Here is a 16,105-nt window from a genome sequence, read left to right as displayed (position 1 = left end):
CATATAGATTGGAGTAAGACTATGACAAAAGACTATAGTTTAGGCTTAGATATTGGGACAGGCAGTGTGGGTTTCGCTGCCTTAGACACCAATTATCGCTTGTTGCGGGCTAAGGGCAATAATGTTATTGGGGTGCGCTTGTTTACGCCAGCGGAGACTGCTGAAGAACGGCGGGGCTTTCGGACAGCACGGCGACGTTTAAGTCGGCGGCGCTGGCGCCTGGGGGCATTGAACGGGATATTCGCCCCAGAATTAGCTAAGGTGGATCCTAACTTTTTGCATCGGTTAAAGTACGCTTGGGTGCATCCAGCAGATCAACAAAACAAAGGTAAATATTCCGCCGCGCCTTTGTTTAACGATGCTGCGCTGGACCGCCAATTTCATGATGACTATCCCACCATTTATCATTTGCGGCTAAAGTTAATGACGGATACTTCACAACATGATTTAAGAGAAGTTTATTTGGCTATTCATCATATTATCAAGTTCCGGGGGAACTTTCTCAGAGGGGAAGGGCCAATTAATGCCAGCGAAGCCTTTGACATTAATACTTTTATTGACCAAATGACCGCTTTTTATGATCAAGCCTTCCCAGATTTCAAGATTGTGGATCAAGTGGACCAACAAATAATCTTTAAAGGGTTAACGGACATGACGTTGTCCCCTGCAGATCGGGCCAATAAGGCCCTTATGGGGTTTAATAACGCTGCCCAGCAACCTAATAAGAGAATATTTAAGGCTATTTTAAGCGGCCTTGTGGGGAATCAAGTGGACTTAATGGCTATTTTTCAGTTAGATGGGATTCCCAAAGAAGACCAAAAAGAATTTAAATTCAAATTTGTTGACAACGATATCGAAGAGAAGCTGGCGGCTCTCGGGGATAATCCGGCTTTATCTGATGAACAAAACGAATTTTTGACAACGCTTTATGCCGCCTTCAGTGGCTTGACTTTAAAGGGCTTATTGGGGGATGCTACCTCGATTTCAGCTGCTATGGTGGCTCGCTACGCTAGCCATCGCACCGACTGGACCTATATCAAAGACCACGTTTTAACACCGCAGAATAATCGGGAATTGCGTCTGGCTTATGCCGACTTGATGACTGACAACGAAGACGTGCGATTGAAAGCGGGCAAGAAGTTCGCTAAAGCCATTGAGGCAGCTGATATCCCAGCGGCTAAAAAGTCGGAATTTTCACTGAAAATCGACAATAATGAATTCTTACCCCGCCAAAGAACCAAAGCAAATGGTACGATTCCCCACCAACTCCATTTAAACGAGTTGCAGCAAATTATTGAAAATCAGGGGCAATATTATCCCTTCTTAAAAGCCACTTTTGAGCAGGATGGCCATACTTTGAATAAAATTGAAGGTTTGGTGAAGTTTCGCGTCCCTTATTACGTGGGGCCCTTGGTGCCCAAGCACAAGGTGGCGGGGAATAACGCTAATCATTGGATGGTTCCTAAAGAACCTGGCGCCATCACTCCTTGGAACTACACGGAAAAAGTTGATCGGGACAAATCTGGGAATGAATTTATTCGGCGCATGACTGGTACCGATACTTATCTGTTAGGAGAACCCACCTTACCTAAGAATTCTCTGGTCTACCAAGAATTTAATGTGTTACAAGAATTGAATAATCTTCGCATCGAAAAGCGCCGCTTAGATATTGCTGTGAAGCAAGATATTTTTGAACATGTTTTTAAAACCAATAAAACAGTTACAGTCAAACGCATTGAAGAATATTTGACCACAGAATTTGGCAGCCCCGTAACATTGAGTGGCTTTGCTAATGTGAACGAACGCAAATTAAACAGCTCGCTGAGCACCTACCATTATTTTGTGGGGATATTTGGCGCTGAGTTTGTAGATGACCCTAAAAACTTAACACTCTTGGAACAAATTGTGGAATTACAAACGGTTTTTGAGGACCGTAAAGCGTTACAACGTCAATTGAAATTGCGACCAGAGTTGTCAGAAAAGCAGGTCAAACAACTGGCCCGGACGCATTACACTGGTTGGGGTCGACTATCCCAAAAATTATTGACCAGTAAAATCGTTCACGTGGCTTTAGAGGGTGAGCGGGAACCAGGGCAATATTCAATTTTAGAAACATTATATGGCACACAAATGAACTTTATGGAAATTGTGAATGATATGAAGGACCGATATGGGGTCAAGTCTTGGTTGGACCAGGAAAATAGCGGTTCCGAAAATAATCTGAGTTTGAAACAACGGATTTTAGATATGCCTGGGCCGAAGAATATTAAACGGGGTATCAATCAAGCCTTTCATATTATCGATGAAATCACCCGGGCCGTGGGGAACGCCCCCAGCCGGATTTATATCGAGTTTGCCCGGGAAAGCCAACAGTCTAATTTAACCAATGCCCGGGTCAACCGACTGAAACAACTTTATAGCAATCAGGCTCTGAAAAAAGAATTTGCCAAGCTGGCTAGTGAAATAAAAGACCTCACCAAAGAACAATTAAAGGACGATCGGTTGTATCTATATTATCTGCAGCAAGGCAAAGATATGTACACTGAGACTGATATCGATATAACTAAAATTTCCAGTAACTATCAAATTGATCACATTATTCCGCAAGCCTATACGAAAAATAATAGTTTGGATAATCGGGTACTGGTCAATTCAGAGATGAACGCCCGTAAATCAGATTCACCGACATTTTTGCCCAGCCTTATTCAAGAGCGCAAAGCTTGGTGGCGGCAGTTAAGGGACACCGGGTTGATGAGTACCATTAAGTATAATAATCTAACCCGGACATCCGATGATTTTTCCGCTGACCAGAAAGAACGTTTCATTGCTCGGTCTTTGGTAGAAACTCGACAAGTGATCAAAAACGTTGCAACGTTGATTAAAGAGTATTACGACGATTCTCAAGTTGAAGCTCTACCTTCTGAAATCACTGCTGAAATGCGGCGCTATTTGAATGTTCGTAAGAATCGAGATATCAATGATTATCACCATGCCCATGATGCCTTATTATTCGCCACAGCCGGTGAATTTAGCCGTAAGGTGGGTATTATGGAGAAGGGGCGTGTTAGCGACGGGGCTGGGAATATCTACAATCGATATACCAAAGATATTATCCAACGGGCCCGGGCAAAAGCCGGTCAGGATAAGAAAGTTCGACCGTTTACTTTTATTGTGGGGTCAATGGCTAATCCTGACACGAAGTTTCAAACCAATCAAACCACCGGTGAAATTGTCTGGACGCCGGAGGATGTGGCTTATTTACGGAAAGTCATCGATTATAAAAAGATGCTGGTGACTAAAATGACCTTGGACCAAACCGGGACACTCTATAATGAGACCCGCTATGGTAGTGGGGATAAGCACGTGGCAGTTGCGTTAAGTAAAGATAAAGCAGCTGACTTATATGGTGGTTTTGGTTCTCTGAAGCCAGCTTACGCTGCTTTGGTATATTCCAAGAAGAAATTCCGCCTAGTAAATGTACTGCGTCTCTGGTTACCGGAAATTAAAAAGAATGCCAGTGTTCTTGAAAGAAAGGTGCAATCTGTGCTTGGAGATGACAACGCGAAAGTCATTCGCGCCCACGTACCTTGTGGACAATTATTGATTAAAGATGGTGCATTAGTTACGGTCTCCTCAGCTACTGAGTTGCATAATTTCCGACAACTATGGCTACCAAAGGCAGATTATCAAGATATTTCGATTCTGCTTGGGGCGCCGGATAAAGTAACAGCTGAGAATCGACTGCAGGCTGAATCGCACTTTGATGATGTGGATCAGCGGTTTGAAAGTTTGTTGAAGGATGTTATTGATCAAGCACGGCAATACTATCCGTTGAAGACTCATCAAACTAGCTTAGAAAAACTGATTGGTAAAATCGGTAAATTTGATGAGTTGAAATTTGCTCAAAAACAACAAGTATTTAGTAGGTTATTAAGCGCGTTACATGCCAATGCAACTAATAGTGACTTGAAACAGATTGGTTTGTCAACTGCCTGGGGCCGGCTTATTTATCCTAAAGGTGTTTCACTGACTGATGAAGATAAATTAATTAACAGTTCATTTACTGGATTGTTTAATGACGTTATGAGTATCAAAGAATTTCACGATTTTTCAATCAACTAAAAGGTAATTAAAAATCCTATGACCAGATTGCGTGTCATAGGATTTTTGCTTATATGTATGGGCATAAGCCCCACTCTCAAAAAGAGCGCTGTAAACTTGGCCGATGGCCTTGTTTTATTCTGACGCTGTATGTCAGATCAATAGATTCAAGATTGATCTTTGTAGGGGATGAATCCTACAGATTTAGTTTAACATATTGGAGGAGGAAATGAAAATGGCTTTTCGAACGGTGGTAATAACGCAACATTGTAAAATTAACTATCAGCTGAATCATCTTAAAGTGCGGACAGAAGATAATATTGCCCAGATACCGGTTAATGATATTAGTGTGTTATTGATTGCGACGACTCAGGCAGTCATCACTGGCTATTGTATTGCTGAATTGCTTAAGGAAAATGTAAAAGTGATTTTTTGCGATGATCATGGCATTCCTGTGGGGGAGATAAATGGTTATTTTGGTAATAAATTAAGAAATCGTTGTATTGCAAAACAAGTTCACTGGGATAGCAAACGAACGGAATCTTTATGGCAACTGATTGTGCAGCGCAAAATTGAAAACCAAGGTAGTCTCTTATCAGATTTGGCCTTAAATGATACCGGTTTTGCTGAATTACAAGCTACGGTAGCGCCGGGAGATAGCCATAATCGAGAAGCAGTTGCCGCCAAAATGTATTTTCCAAGGTTGTTTGGCGCAACATTCACCCGTCAAGATGGCGCTAATTTGATCAATGCGCATTTAAATTATGGCTATCAGATTTTTATGGCTGCACTGGCCAGAGAAATTCATTCGGCGGGATATCTTACCGAAATTGGCATCCACCATGTGAGTAGTGAAAACGAATTTAATTTGGCTAGTGATTTAATGGAAATTTTTCGGCCGTTGGTGGATAGGCAGGTCTATGAGCAACGAGACAAGCCACTAGAACGGGAACAAAAATTAGCCTTAGTAGATTTATTGAATGATGTGGTTCGAATCAATGGGCATCAATCCACAGTGACAAATGCGATGGGGGAAGTTACAAGACAAGCCCTGGATTATTTATCAGGTAAACGGGTTGAACTACCAGAATGGGTGTTGAAAAATGAGGTATAGAGTGATGAGATTATTAGTGATGTTTGATTTGCCAACTTTAACGCCGACGGATCGACGTAATTATCGCAGTTTTCGCAAGGCATTGATCAATGAAGGCTTCCTGATGATTCAAGAATCAATTTATGTGCGGATTACCACAAATAAGCAGTCGGCTCAATTACTTGAAAATCGCCTGGCCACTATTGCCCCGCCGGCTGGCATTGTTCAAACCTTGATGGTAACTGAAAAGCAGTACAGCTCTATGCGTTTTTTGGTGGGGACGGCGATTGATGATATTCGTAATACGGATGATACTTTGGTGGTCATATGAGAAGTCTGACAATAAATGGCGTGCAAAAGCTAGATTTCTTAGAAGCAGGTATCACTTTTATTCATGTTGCAAATTCTCAATTGCTTTGGGATTTGCAAAGATTCTGGCAAGTAGAGAACGTGGACAATTTTGTGTTTAGTTCGGACGGTAAAATTTTGCATCCATTAAAAGATAGTCTTTTTATCGGTGATTTGGGTAGCAATATTGACTTGAATGATATTTTTAAACGGCAAATTTATAAAATCTTGTTGGCTCATTTGGATGAGCAAAGTTTGCAGCAACTTTATCGATTAGATTCGCAGATCAAGGCTGCTGTAACGGATGTAATTTTTACTGGGAATTTGCCCATTCAATTGAACCAAGATTGGGCCGTTGACCGCTTGATTAAATATCTTGAACCTAGTGTGGATACTGTTAATGTGACAACACCGTATGATATAATTAACTCAGTACTTGAAGTGATGGGGCAATTGAACGACAAACGCTTGCCCATCTTTTCGAACCCAATGAATTATTTAGATTTAGCGCAATTGAGAACCATAGCTGCTGAAGTGATGACTCAGCAACGTTCAATTGTTTTCTTCGAGAAAGCTCGCGATGAATATCTGACATACAAGCTTATGGGGGGCGTGAAGATGATTTATATCGATGCTGATTTCGTGGCCTTTGATGAGAACAGACCCATGATTTAATTGGCAGGATACGAACATTCTTTCCGTTCTGGAAGTATGTCAGATCAATGGATTCAAGAGCTTAAAGTGGTTAACTTGCAAGCTGAAGCACGTTCTGGAAGTATGTCAGATCAATGGATTCAAGAGCACAAAAAATTCGAAAAGGAAACAGCTTAAGGTTCTGGAAGTATGTCAGATCAATGGATTCAAGAGCCTAATCCTTTCTATATGAAAAACCTAATATGTTCTGGAAGTATGTCAGATCAATGGATTCAAGAGCCAGACATCGTGGAATTCAATTCGTCATCCTGTTCTGGAAGTATGTCAGATCAATGGATTCAAGAGCATACTGAAATCCAAGTTGGGAAACCTTACCGTTCTGGAAGTATGTCAGATCAATGGATTCAAGAGCTAAGCAATAAAAATTTTAACTATATCGCCGGTTCTGGAAGTATGTCAGATCAATGGATTCAAGAGCTATATCACAAATTTAGGAGGATACAGATGAGTTCTGGAAGTATGTCAGATCAATGGATTCAAGAGCATATTCAACAGTTATTGGGTCACCGTAGTGGTTCTGGAAGTATGTCAGATCAAGGGATTCATGAACGATTATAAACATTGTCTCCTGATATTCTGGGTTCTGAAAGTATGTCAGATCAATAGATTCAAGTACGTTAACTCAATTCACATATTCTTATATATGGTTCTGGATGTATGTCAAATTAATAACTTTTAGATTTAATATTAACGATTAAAACTAGTTTGACAACCCCTTAATTAGGAGATATAGTTCTATCGTTGCATTCATGCAATTACGCCAGATTATATGTGAGTTTTAGATAAATTTATTTAAAATTTGTCTCCTGATGTTCTGGATATATGTCGGATCAATAGATTCAAAATCGGATGGTTTTATTTAGCGTGGCTTTTGGGCTGCGCTTTTTGTTTGCCGTAGATTTCAATGTACATATTTGTGTATTTATGACTATTTAAGATTAAAATTATGCTATGATAAAAAGAAACGAAGCACCAATCATTGGGAGATGAGGGTTTGAAGAAGCAGCGGGGATGGTTGTTTATCATTGCGTTTATCGGATTATTAAGCGTTTGTTTTACGAAACCAACGCCGGTAAAGGCGTACAGTGATCCATACGTGGATTACCAAGTGCAAGATGACTTGGGGCTGCTGAGCCAATCAGACATTGATCGCATTCACGATATCAATGCGGACTTTTTGAAAGCTAGTTACTTTGATCCTTATAACCAAAATTATCAAATTTTTGTTTATACCTTTGCCAAGAAACCTCAGGAGGGTTTCACCGATATATCCGATCACCTATCCAGCGAATTACCCTACGTTGTGCTGAATGGGGACAGCGATAAGTTATTGACCGGGGAGCTGCCGCTGGATGACACTGGTCGTCATGCTGTGATGAACCCTAAAACCGGGGAAAATTTATTTGGACCCCAGATTATGTTTATTTATGTCTTTCCAACCCATGGTCACTTTGAGATTCGAATCGATTCTAACGGCGCTATTTTTGACTTTCAGGAGTGGTATCTATTTGGCCGGTTATCCAACACGGATACTTCAGCTAGCAATCTGATGAAGTGGGTTGATCGGACCAAGACATTCACCCAAAAGAGTTACATTAACCAGGGGGCTAACTCTGAATACAATTGGGACTTTATTAACAGTGCCAAAAACTGGATGATTTTTGTCTGGATCATTATTATCCTTATCAAGTTCTTGATCCGTAATAAGGATGATAGCTCTTCCGCCGGGCCTGGACCAAACGAACATTACGATGACGGCTTTTTTGAAGGCTATGTTATCGGCCAAATTATGGATAAAAACAACAATAGTAACGGGTTAGGGGGCGGCTTATAATGGGCTTTATCATTAGATTATTCTGTGGGTATTGGCTTATCAAAGGCAGTATTGTGGTGATCTGTGCCTTTGTGGATCAACACTGGACCTATATGGCCGTCCACCATAGCACTTTAGTGGCGATGATCGCCGGTTTCATTGGTATTTGGCTTGAGATGCGCCTGAATGCTTTTGCCCGGCGCAAATGGCCCAAGGTCTTTGCCACCATGTAAATTAACTGAATTCTAAAAAAAGATTGACGCCAACGGCCACCCATGATATGATGAGTCTCGGTTGTTTTATTGCCTAAGACTCAGGTGACATTAATGTCTCAATATCCTGCCGAGGAAACACGTTAAGTAATTTCTCTATGTCTTATGGCATGGAGTTTTTTTATACTCCGATGCCAAAAAATTATACGGAGGTGAAACTCAATTGGCTAATGCACAAGTTATTGCAAAAAAAGCTGCTGCTGTTGATGAATTAGTAGAAAAATTTGGCAAGTCTAAGTCTATCGTCGTTGTCGACTATTTAGGTTTAACTGTTGAACAAGCTACTGAATTACGGGCACAACTACGTGCGGAAGGTGTTGACTTAGAAGTCATCAAAAACACTTACTTGCGTCGTGCTGCTGACAAAGCTGGCTACGAAGGTTTGGATGAAACATTTACTGGACCTACTGCAATTGCCTTTTCTTATGAAGATGTTGTTGCACCTGCACGGATCATCGCTAAATTTGCCAAAGACATCGATGCTTTGGAAATTAAAGGTGGTATGATCGAAGGTAAAGTAGCTTCATTAGAACAAATCGATCAATTATCCAAGTTACCAAGTCGCGAAGGCTTGCTATCTATGTTACTTTCTGTATTACAAGCACCAGTTCGCAACGTGGCTTACGCTGTTAAAGCTATTGCTGACAGCAAAGGCGACGAACCCGCTGCTTAATGATTTAAGATTTTACTAAAAAACTCGGACCTATAAATGGAGGATACAAAACATGGCATTAGATGTAAATGCAATTGTCGATCAATTAAAAGACGCTTCTGTCTTAGAATTAAGCGACTTAGTTAAAGCTATTGAAGAAGAATTTGGTGTTTCTGCTGCAGCTCCAGTTGCTGCTGCAGGTGCTGCTGGCGGCGACGCTGGTGCTGCTGAAAAATCTGAATTCGATGTTGAATTAACAGAAGCAGGTCAAGAAAAAGTTAAAGTTATCAAAGAAGTACGTACAATCACTGAACTTGGCTTGAAAGATGCTAAGGGCTTAGTTGATAGCGCACCTTCAATCATCAAAGAAGGTCTTTCTAAAGATGATGCTGACAAGTTGAAGGAACAATTAGAAGCTGTTGGCGCAACAGTTACTTTGAAATAGTTCATTCATTTGACTTTAAGGAGCTGGAATTTATTTTCCAGCTCCTTTTTTGCATTTACTAACAGTTTTGCAAGGTGGTCAATTCCGTATGGATTCCGCAAATAATCATGTATAATGGAAAGTAACAATTTTGGGGAGGAAAACACTTGTGAAGGCGCTATTTAAAAAAATAATGGCATTCGTGTCAAAACACAAAAATATTCTAAAAGCAATTTTCATTCTTTCGGTCCTGACCTTTGTCATTATCGCCATTGGCCGAATTCTCCAAGGCATTGATCAGCGCAAACTATCCGAGAGCCTCCACAGTCAAAGTCCATTATCGATTTTACTGATGACCGTTTTGGGTTTGATTGCGGTCACGCCCATGCTGAATTACGATTTTGAAATTCAAGATTTCTTACCAGAACGCACTCCCACCAAACAAATTCTCATGGCGGGCTGGACGGTCAATACCTTTAATAACTTGATTGGTTCTGGTGGGGTATTGGGGGCGACGTTACGGGCCAATTTTTATGGCAAGCATGCCACTCGTAAGGAAATTATCTATGCAATCTCTAAGATCGCCTTATTCTTATTGTCGGGTTTGTCGATTTTAAGTATTGTTTCCTTAGTTTTGATCTTTGGATTTAATATTGGCCGAGAATTTAGTAATTACTGGATCTGGTTAGTTGGGGGTTCTTTATACACGCCACTCTTATTAGCCTTTACCCACTTTAGAGAATCAGAGTTTTTTGAGGGTTTAAACCTGCGCAAAGAACTGCGGCTAACCCTAGGCTCCTTTTTTGAATGGGCTTTTGCCGGAGGTTTCTTTTTAGTCATTGGCTATTTCTTGGGCATTCGGGACTTAGCCGCCGTTTTTCCATTGTTCATGATTGCTAACGTGGTTGGGGTCGTTTCCATGGTCCCTGGGGGCTTAGGCAGTTTTGATGCCATGATGCTTCTGGGCTTACCAGCAGCCGGAATCGATAGTAGTGTGGCCGTGGTGTGGTTGTTATTTTATCGGATATTCTATTATCTGATTCCCTTTGCCATCGGAGCTTGCTTTTTCATCCATGATACCGGCGCGAAGTTTAATAAGTACTTAGACGATATCCCCAAGCAATTCCTACAACGCTTGTCCCATACATTTATTGTCTTTTTCTTATATGCCGCAGCTATTATGATGTTACTAGCGGCTACCGTTCCTAACTGGATTCGCACCAGCCGGGTCATCGGCGGACTTTATCCTTATGCCCTAGCCTTTATTGATCGGACCTACAATATTATTGTGGCTTTCATGTTGATTGGGTTAGCCCGAGGGGTAGCCAATCGGGTGAAAAAGGCTTATTGGCCCACAATGATCTTGTTAGTGGTGGCCATCGTCAATGTCTTCTTACGGGACGCCAGCACCACTTTGTTTGTTATTTTCATCCTGGTCCTTTTGGCCATGTTCTTTACCAAGGGGGAACTCTATCGGGACAAATTGGAAATTTCTTGGGGTGGTCGGTTATTTGACAGTACCGTTTATGTCTTGACCTTTATCCTGTATGCCATTGTTGGTTTCATGAATTCGCCGCGAATTCATCACCGTCGGCCAGTGCCGGATGCGTTATTGTTTCCTTCGGAGCGAATTTGGTTCACCGGTTTGATCTTGGTATTTTTAGCGGCCTTGATCTTAGTCTTGATTCAAGAATACTTGAGTCGTGGGGGCAAAGATTTAAATGCCGGCTTTGATGCCAAACGGGTAGCCACGGTCATCGATACCTTTGGGGGCAATGAAGTCAGCCACTTAGCTTATTCACGGGATAAAGCCATTTATTATTACACCGTGGATGGGGAAGATCAATTATTTTTCTTATACCGGAAAAATGCGGATAAACTGATTGTCATGGGTGAACCCGTGGGCAATCAAACTTATCTTCATGAAGCCATTACGGCTTTTATTAAAGATGCGGATCAACAGGACTTACAGATCGTCTTTTATGAAGTTTCGGATAATTTCACCATGATCATGCACGAATATGGGTATGATTTTATCAAGTTTGGCGAAGAGGGCTTTGTGGCCCTGCCTAACTTTAATATCTCCGGTAATAAACATAAGGGCCAGCGGGCGTTGATGAATCGCTTTAAGCGGGAGGGTTATACTTTTGGCATGTTGGAACCGCCATTTTCAGACGAGGATTTCCAGCAGTTAAAAGCCATTTCCGATAGTTGGTTGGCCGGTAAGGCGGAAAAAGGGTTCTCCTTAGGCTTTTTTGACCGGTATTACCTGGAACAAACCCCCATTGCCGTGATTCGAGACAAAGACGGCAAATTGGTAGCTTTTGCCAATTTAATGCCCACCGGCGATCACGAAATCACTAGTATTGATTTGATGCGCCACAGCCAAGAGGCCCCTTCAGGGATCATGGACGAGATCTTTATCAACTTGTTCTATCAAGTCCGTGACGACGGCTACCATTACTTTAATATGGGGATGGCACCTTTAGCGAATGTGGGGATTTACAAGCACGCCTTTTTAGGGGAGCGGGTGGCCCATTTAATTTATCAATATGGCTATCGCTTCTTTAGTTTTGAAGGCCTGCGCTCTTATAAAAATAAGTATGTGACTCGCTGGGTATCCCGCTATATTGTTTACCCTAGAAGCAGTTCCTTAATTTTCACCATGTTGCAGATTTTATTAGTGGTGAACAAGCGCATTGATCCAGCCGATTTCCAATCACCAATTATGAAACCAAGTATGATGTTGAATTTTCACAAACGTGAGGCCCAAAAGCGTGCCGAACAAAAACAAGAATCAAATCGAGGTTAACTATGACAGAGTATTATTATTCCCAAAACCCGGAAGTGGCCAGTGATCAACAACAATTCTCCTTTGAGCTCCTGGGGCACACTTTGAAATTCACCACGGATAACGGCGTTTTTTCCAAGCGGACAGTGGATTACGGTTCAAGAGTGCTCATTGGGACTATTCCAGCACAAAAGCTAGTGGCGGGGCCATTATTAGACCTGGGCTGTGGCTATGGCCCCATTGGGTTAACCCTAGCCGCCCAATTTCCTAAGCGGCAAATTGTGCTGTCAGATGTGAATGAGCGGGCCTTAGCGCTGGCCCAAAAGAATGCCCAAGATAATCAACTTACCAATGTGCAAGTGATTGAATCCGCAGGTTATACTAAGCTGGATCAGCAATTCGCTGGAATCTGGACCAACCCGCCGATTCGCGCTGGCAAACAAGTCGTCAATGATATGTTGACCACGGCCTCGGCCCACTTGGTCCCAGGGGGGCAGTTATTTGCCGTATTACAAAAGAAGCAAGGGGCGCCTAGTGCTAAGAAATTAATGCAGGCTACTTTTGGCAATTGTGACATTATCCAACGGGATAAGGGGTATTACATTTTACGGAGTCAAAATTAGAATACTTTCAAAATTAGCTTTTAAAAACGCTTTTATGATAAACTAGACGAAGATGATTCATCTGGAGGTAGTTTTATGAAGCGTTCAAAAGGCTTTTTTTTGCGAGCTGTAGCGGCTTTAGCCGTGAGCAGCAGTGTAGCTTTTTTGAGTTCAAAACAGTTCTTACAGCAAATTGAAAACACCCACGATAAGTTAAAAGTAAAACAATTCATTAGGGTAAATTTAACTGACAGTCAACGTTTTTTAAACATTGTGGAACAATTATCAACTGAAGATATTCACAAACTTGCGGCTATTTTAACGAAAATGGCTGATTTAAAGGGTGGCAAAAATTTGATCAATACCGCCCATATTAGTGAATTTCAAGCCGCCATCCAAGCAAAATAGGATTGGAGGAGTCCATTATCATCACAGATCCGACAGCAGTGGCTTATTACATGGATCAGGCCATCGCCTGTGCCAAGCAAGCAGCGGCGTTAGATGAAGTCCCCATTGGGGCGATTATTGTGGATCATGGTCAAATTATCGTCCAGGCCTTTAATCACCGGGAACTGGATCAAAGTGCCACGGCCCATGCGGAAATTTTAGCGATTCAACAAGCCTGTGCTGCCAAGGGCTCTTGGCGGTTAACAGGCATGGATTTATTTGTGACGCTAGAACCCTGTGTCATGTGTGCTGGGGCGATCATCAACAGCCGTTTAGATAGCGTGTATTTTGGTGCTTATGATCCTAAGGCTGGCGCGGCGGGCAGTGTGGTAGATGTTTTTAGCCTTGAAAAACTCAACCACCATCCCCAAGTTATCGGCGGTGTGGCCCAAGCCAAGACCGGGGCATTACTGACAGAATTCTTTCGGGAAATCCGCCGGCAAAAAAAGTTACGGGCTAAGGCTAGCAATTCAGCTCAAAATGAGTTATAATTTTTATTGCCGAAAGGCCATGAGACAATGCTTCACTTACGAATCGTGTCAGGTCCGGAAGGAAGCAGCACTAAGTATGTTGAGACATGTGTCTTATGTTTATATAAAATTCAATTGGGACTGATTAAAGCAAGTATTGCCTTCAGTTCCATTTTTTTAATGGTTTTAATTATTTTAAGTGAGTTTGATCAATGGGATCAAGCCCAGCAGATAACTTCAAAAGGGAGCTGAGATTTGTGAGTTATCAAGCCTTATATCGTGTTTGGCGCCCTCAGCGTTTTGATGAGATCGTTGGGCAGCAGATGATTACTAGAACTTTGAAAAACGCCATCGTGGCTAAAAAGACCAGTCATGCTTATTTGTTCGCTGGACCTCGGGGGACTGGGAAGACTTCCATGGCCAAGATTTTTGCCAAGGCTATCAACTGTCCCAATCAAAAAGATGGGGAACCTTGTAATGAATGTGCCACTTGTAAGGCCATTACCGCCGGGACGTTAAATGACGTGATCGAAATTGATGCGGCTTCTAACAATGGCGTGGAAGAAATTCGCAATATTCGGGACAAAGCTAAATATGCGCCCACTTCCGCCCCATACAAGATCTATATCATTGACGAAGTCCACATGTTATCCACCGGTGCTTTTAATGCCTTGTTAAAGACCTTAGAAGAGCCGCCGGCCAATGTGGTGTTCATTTTAGCCACTACGGAGCCCTACAAAATCCCGGCCACGATCATCTCTAGAACCCAGCGCTTTGATTTTAAACGGATCACCGCGCAAGATAGCTATGAACGGATGGCCTATATCTTAAAAACAAAGCAAATTGAGTTTGACCCAGATGCTTTGAAGTTGGTGGCTAAGGCCAGTGAAGGCGGCATGCGGGATGCTTTGAGTATTTTGGATCAGGTCTTGTCTTTTAGTGACAATAAGCTCACTGTGGACAATGTATTAGACGTTACGGGGGATTTAGCCCAGACGCAAATCGATACTTTAATGACCTATATCCAAGCACAAGCCACTGGCAAAGCTTTGGAGATGCTGCAGCAAATCTTGACTGAAGGTAAAGATGAACAACGTTTCATTGAGGATTTGATTAGCTATTGCCGCAATCTTTTAGTTTATGCCAAAGCCCCCACGTTGATTGAACAAGTGGAGCTGACCCAGGTCACCGAAACTTTTAAAAAGTTAAGTCAGGCCTTTATGCCTAATCAGCTCTACCAAATGATCGATATTTTAAACGATGTACAACAACAATTGCGTTATACGAATCATCCAGATATCTACTTAGAGGTATTGTTGATCAAATTGGCGAATGTGCCTAATACCGTCGCACCTAAAGCTGCGCGTGTAGCGGACACTCAGCCTACGTCAACGGCTGCACCAGCTGCCGATAATGGCCCTGAAGCCAAAACAATCGCCAATTTGGAAAATCAGCTGCAGACGCTGCAACAACAAGTCCAAACCTTGACGCAAAACGGCACTGGTCCGGCGAAGCCTAAACGGGCCAGTCAAACGGCCGCGCCTCACAAGGTGAAGGTGAACAAAACAGCAATCTATCCAATTTTGGATTCCGCTACCCGGACTGATTTAAATCGGTATAAAGAGGTTTGGCCAGATTTGATGAACATGCTGTCCATCACCAAACGGGCCGTGATGAATGTATCCCGCCCCGTTGCCGCTAACGACAGTGGGGTAATCGTGGCTTTTGACTATCAGTTATTTTTTGAAAAGGTCATGAACGATGCTGAACTTTTAGGAGAATTAAAAACGGGCTTGAATAAACTCTTGGGTAGCCCCGCCGATATTGTGTTGGTGCCCCAAGAAGATTGGCCGGTGATTCGTAAGGAATACTTGGCCACTGACCGCTTAAAGACAGCCACCAAGGATCAAGATGCGCCAAATGACGTCAAACCAGCAGAAACAAAAGTAACCCAATCACCAGCTGCATCCAAAGCCGTGGCTTTATTTGGCAAAGATGCGGTGGAAATAAAAGAAGACTAAATTATAAAGGAGTTTTTAATAATGCGTGGAATGCCAGGAAATATGGGTAGTATGATGAAACAAATGCAAAAGATGCAAAAGGAAATGGGCAAGGCCCAAGAAGAATTAGCTGTCATGGAATTTACCGGCAGTGCGCCAGATGGCTTGGTCAAAGCCGTTTTTACTGGGGATAAGAAAATGAAGGATCTCCAAATTGACCCCAAAGCCATGGATCCAGATGATCCCGACATGCTGCAAGATTTAGTGATTGCCGCTGTCAATGAAGCCTTGGCTAACGTTGATAAGACCACCGAAGAAAAACTGGGTAAATTTACCAAGGGGATGCCAAGATAATTCTCCTGCGACCTTGGTGAGGAG

14 protein-coding genes, 1 other RNA gene, 1 CRISPR repeat array and 1 other annotated feature are annotated in these 16,105 nt (G+C 42.3%); all 15 genes read left to right on the top strand.

The window, feature by feature from the left end:
* The first annotated feature begins 21 nt into the window (after window positions 1-21).
* On the top strand, window positions 22-4,122 hold the full coding sequence (gene cas9, locus FC83_RS11725) for a type II CRISPR RNA-guided endonuclease Cas9 (RefSeq protein WP_035453093.1): 4,101 nt from the start codon (window positions 22-24) through the stop codon (window positions 4,120-4,122).
* Between the two features lie 208 nt (window positions 4,123-4,330).
* A complete protein-coding gene (gene cas1 / locus FC83_RS11720; RefSeq protein WP_235184292.1) occupies window positions 4,331-5,215 on the top strand; it encodes a type II CRISPR-associated endonuclease Cas1 in 885 nt (294 codons plus the stop codon).
* Window positions 5,216-5,219: 4 nt separating this feature from the next.
* Window positions 5,220-5,525: a CRISPR-associated endonuclease Cas2 gene (gene cas2 / locus FC83_RS11715; protein WP_035453097.1), complete on the top strand. Its 306-nt coding sequence runs from the start codon at window positions 5,220-5,222 to the stop codon at window positions 5,523-5,525.
* Window positions 5,522-6,217, top strand: a complete 696-nt coding sequence (csn2, locus tag FC83_RS11710; protein ID WP_035453100.1) for a type II-A CRISPR-associated protein Csn2 — start codon at window positions 5,522-5,524, stop codon at window positions 6,215-6,217. Before cas2 ends, csn2 begins: the two co-directional genes overlap by 4 nt.
* A 25-nt stretch (window positions 6,218-6,242) precedes the next feature.
* A CRISPR array of direct repeats spans window positions 6,243-6,872; the repeat unit is 36 nt; unit sequence GTTCTGGAAGTATGTCAGATCAATGGATTCAAGAGC.
* A 378-nt stretch (window positions 6,873-7,250) separates the two neighbouring features.
* On the top strand, window positions 7,251-8,090 hold the full coding sequence (locus tag FC83_RS11705) for a hypothetical protein (protein ID WP_035452819.1): 840 nt from the start codon (window positions 7,251-7,253) through the stop codon (window positions 8,088-8,090).
* A complete protein-coding gene (locus FC83_RS11700; protein ID WP_035452816.1) occupies window positions 8,090-8,302 on the top strand; it encodes a hypothetical protein in 213 nt (70 codons plus the stop codon). The genes FC83_RS11705 and FC83_RS11700 overlap by 1 nt, the downstream gene beginning before the upstream one ends.
* A 54-nt stretch (window positions 8,303-8,356) precedes the next feature.
* Window positions 8,357-8,473, top strand: a sequence feature (ribosomal protein L10 leader region).
* 31 nt (window positions 8,474-8,504) lie between these two features.
* Complete coding sequence (rplJ, locus tag FC83_RS11695) at window positions 8,505-9,014, top strand: 50S ribosomal protein L10 (protein WP_035452813.1); 510 nt, start codon at window positions 8,505-8,507, stop codon at window positions 9,012-9,014.
* A gap of 52 nt (window positions 9,015-9,066) precedes the next feature.
* On the top strand, window positions 9,067-9,438 hold the full coding sequence (gene rplL, locus FC83_RS11690; protein WP_035452811.1) for a 50S ribosomal protein L7/L12: 372 nt from the start codon (window positions 9,067-9,069) through the stop codon (window positions 9,436-9,438).
* 148 nt (window positions 9,439-9,586) lie between these two features.
* A complete protein-coding gene (mprF, locus tag FC83_RS11685) occupies window positions 9,587-12,229 on the top strand; it encodes a bifunctional lysylphosphatidylglycerol flippase/synthetase MprF (protein WP_082622590.1) in 2,643 nt (880 codons plus the stop codon).
* A 2-nt stretch (window positions 12,230-12,231) separates the two neighbouring features.
* On the top strand, window positions 12,232-12,831 hold the full coding sequence (locus FC83_RS11680; RefSeq protein ID WP_035452810.1) for a class I SAM-dependent methyltransferase: 600 nt from the start codon (window positions 12,232-12,234) through the stop codon (window positions 12,829-12,831).
* Between the two features lie 75 nt (window positions 12,832-12,906).
* On the top strand, window positions 12,907-13,218 hold the full coding sequence (locus tag FC83_RS11675) for a hypothetical protein (RefSeq protein WP_035452808.1): 312 nt from the start codon (window positions 12,907-12,909) through the stop codon (window positions 13,216-13,218).
* Between the two features lie 50 nt (window positions 13,219-13,268).
* Entirely contained in the window at window positions 13,269-13,748 is a 480-nt protein-coding gene (locus FC83_RS11670; RefSeq protein WP_057002825.1) for a nucleoside deaminase, read from the top strand.
* A 16-nt stretch (window positions 13,749-13,764) separates the two neighbouring features.
* An RNA gene (gene ffs / locus FC83_RS16945) (signal recognition particle sRNA small type) lies at window positions 13,765-13,851 on the top strand.
* A gap of 133 nt (window positions 13,852-13,984) precedes the next feature.
* Entirely contained in the window at window positions 13,985-15,748 is a 1,764-nt protein-coding gene (dnaX, locus tag FC83_RS11665; protein ID WP_035452806.1) for a DNA polymerase III subunit gamma/tau, read from the top strand.
* Between the two features lie 21 nt (window positions 15,749-15,769).
* Window positions 15,770-16,081, top strand: a complete 312-nt coding sequence (locus tag FC83_RS11660; RefSeq protein ID WP_035452805.1) for a YbaB/EbfC family nucleoid-associated protein — start codon at window positions 15,770-15,772, stop codon at window positions 16,079-16,081.
* The last annotated feature ends 24 nt before the right edge of the window (window positions 16,082-16,105 follow it).

It is taken from the genome of Agrilactobacillus composti DSM 18527 = JCM 14202 (assembly GCF_001436375.1).
GTDB classification, from domain to species: Bacteria; Bacillota; Bacilli; order Lactobacillales; family Lactobacillaceae; genus Agrilactobacillus; species Agrilactobacillus composti.
The sequence above is the reverse complement of the archived record's forward strand: the minus strand, read 5'-3'. Positions and strand labels throughout refer to the sequence as shown.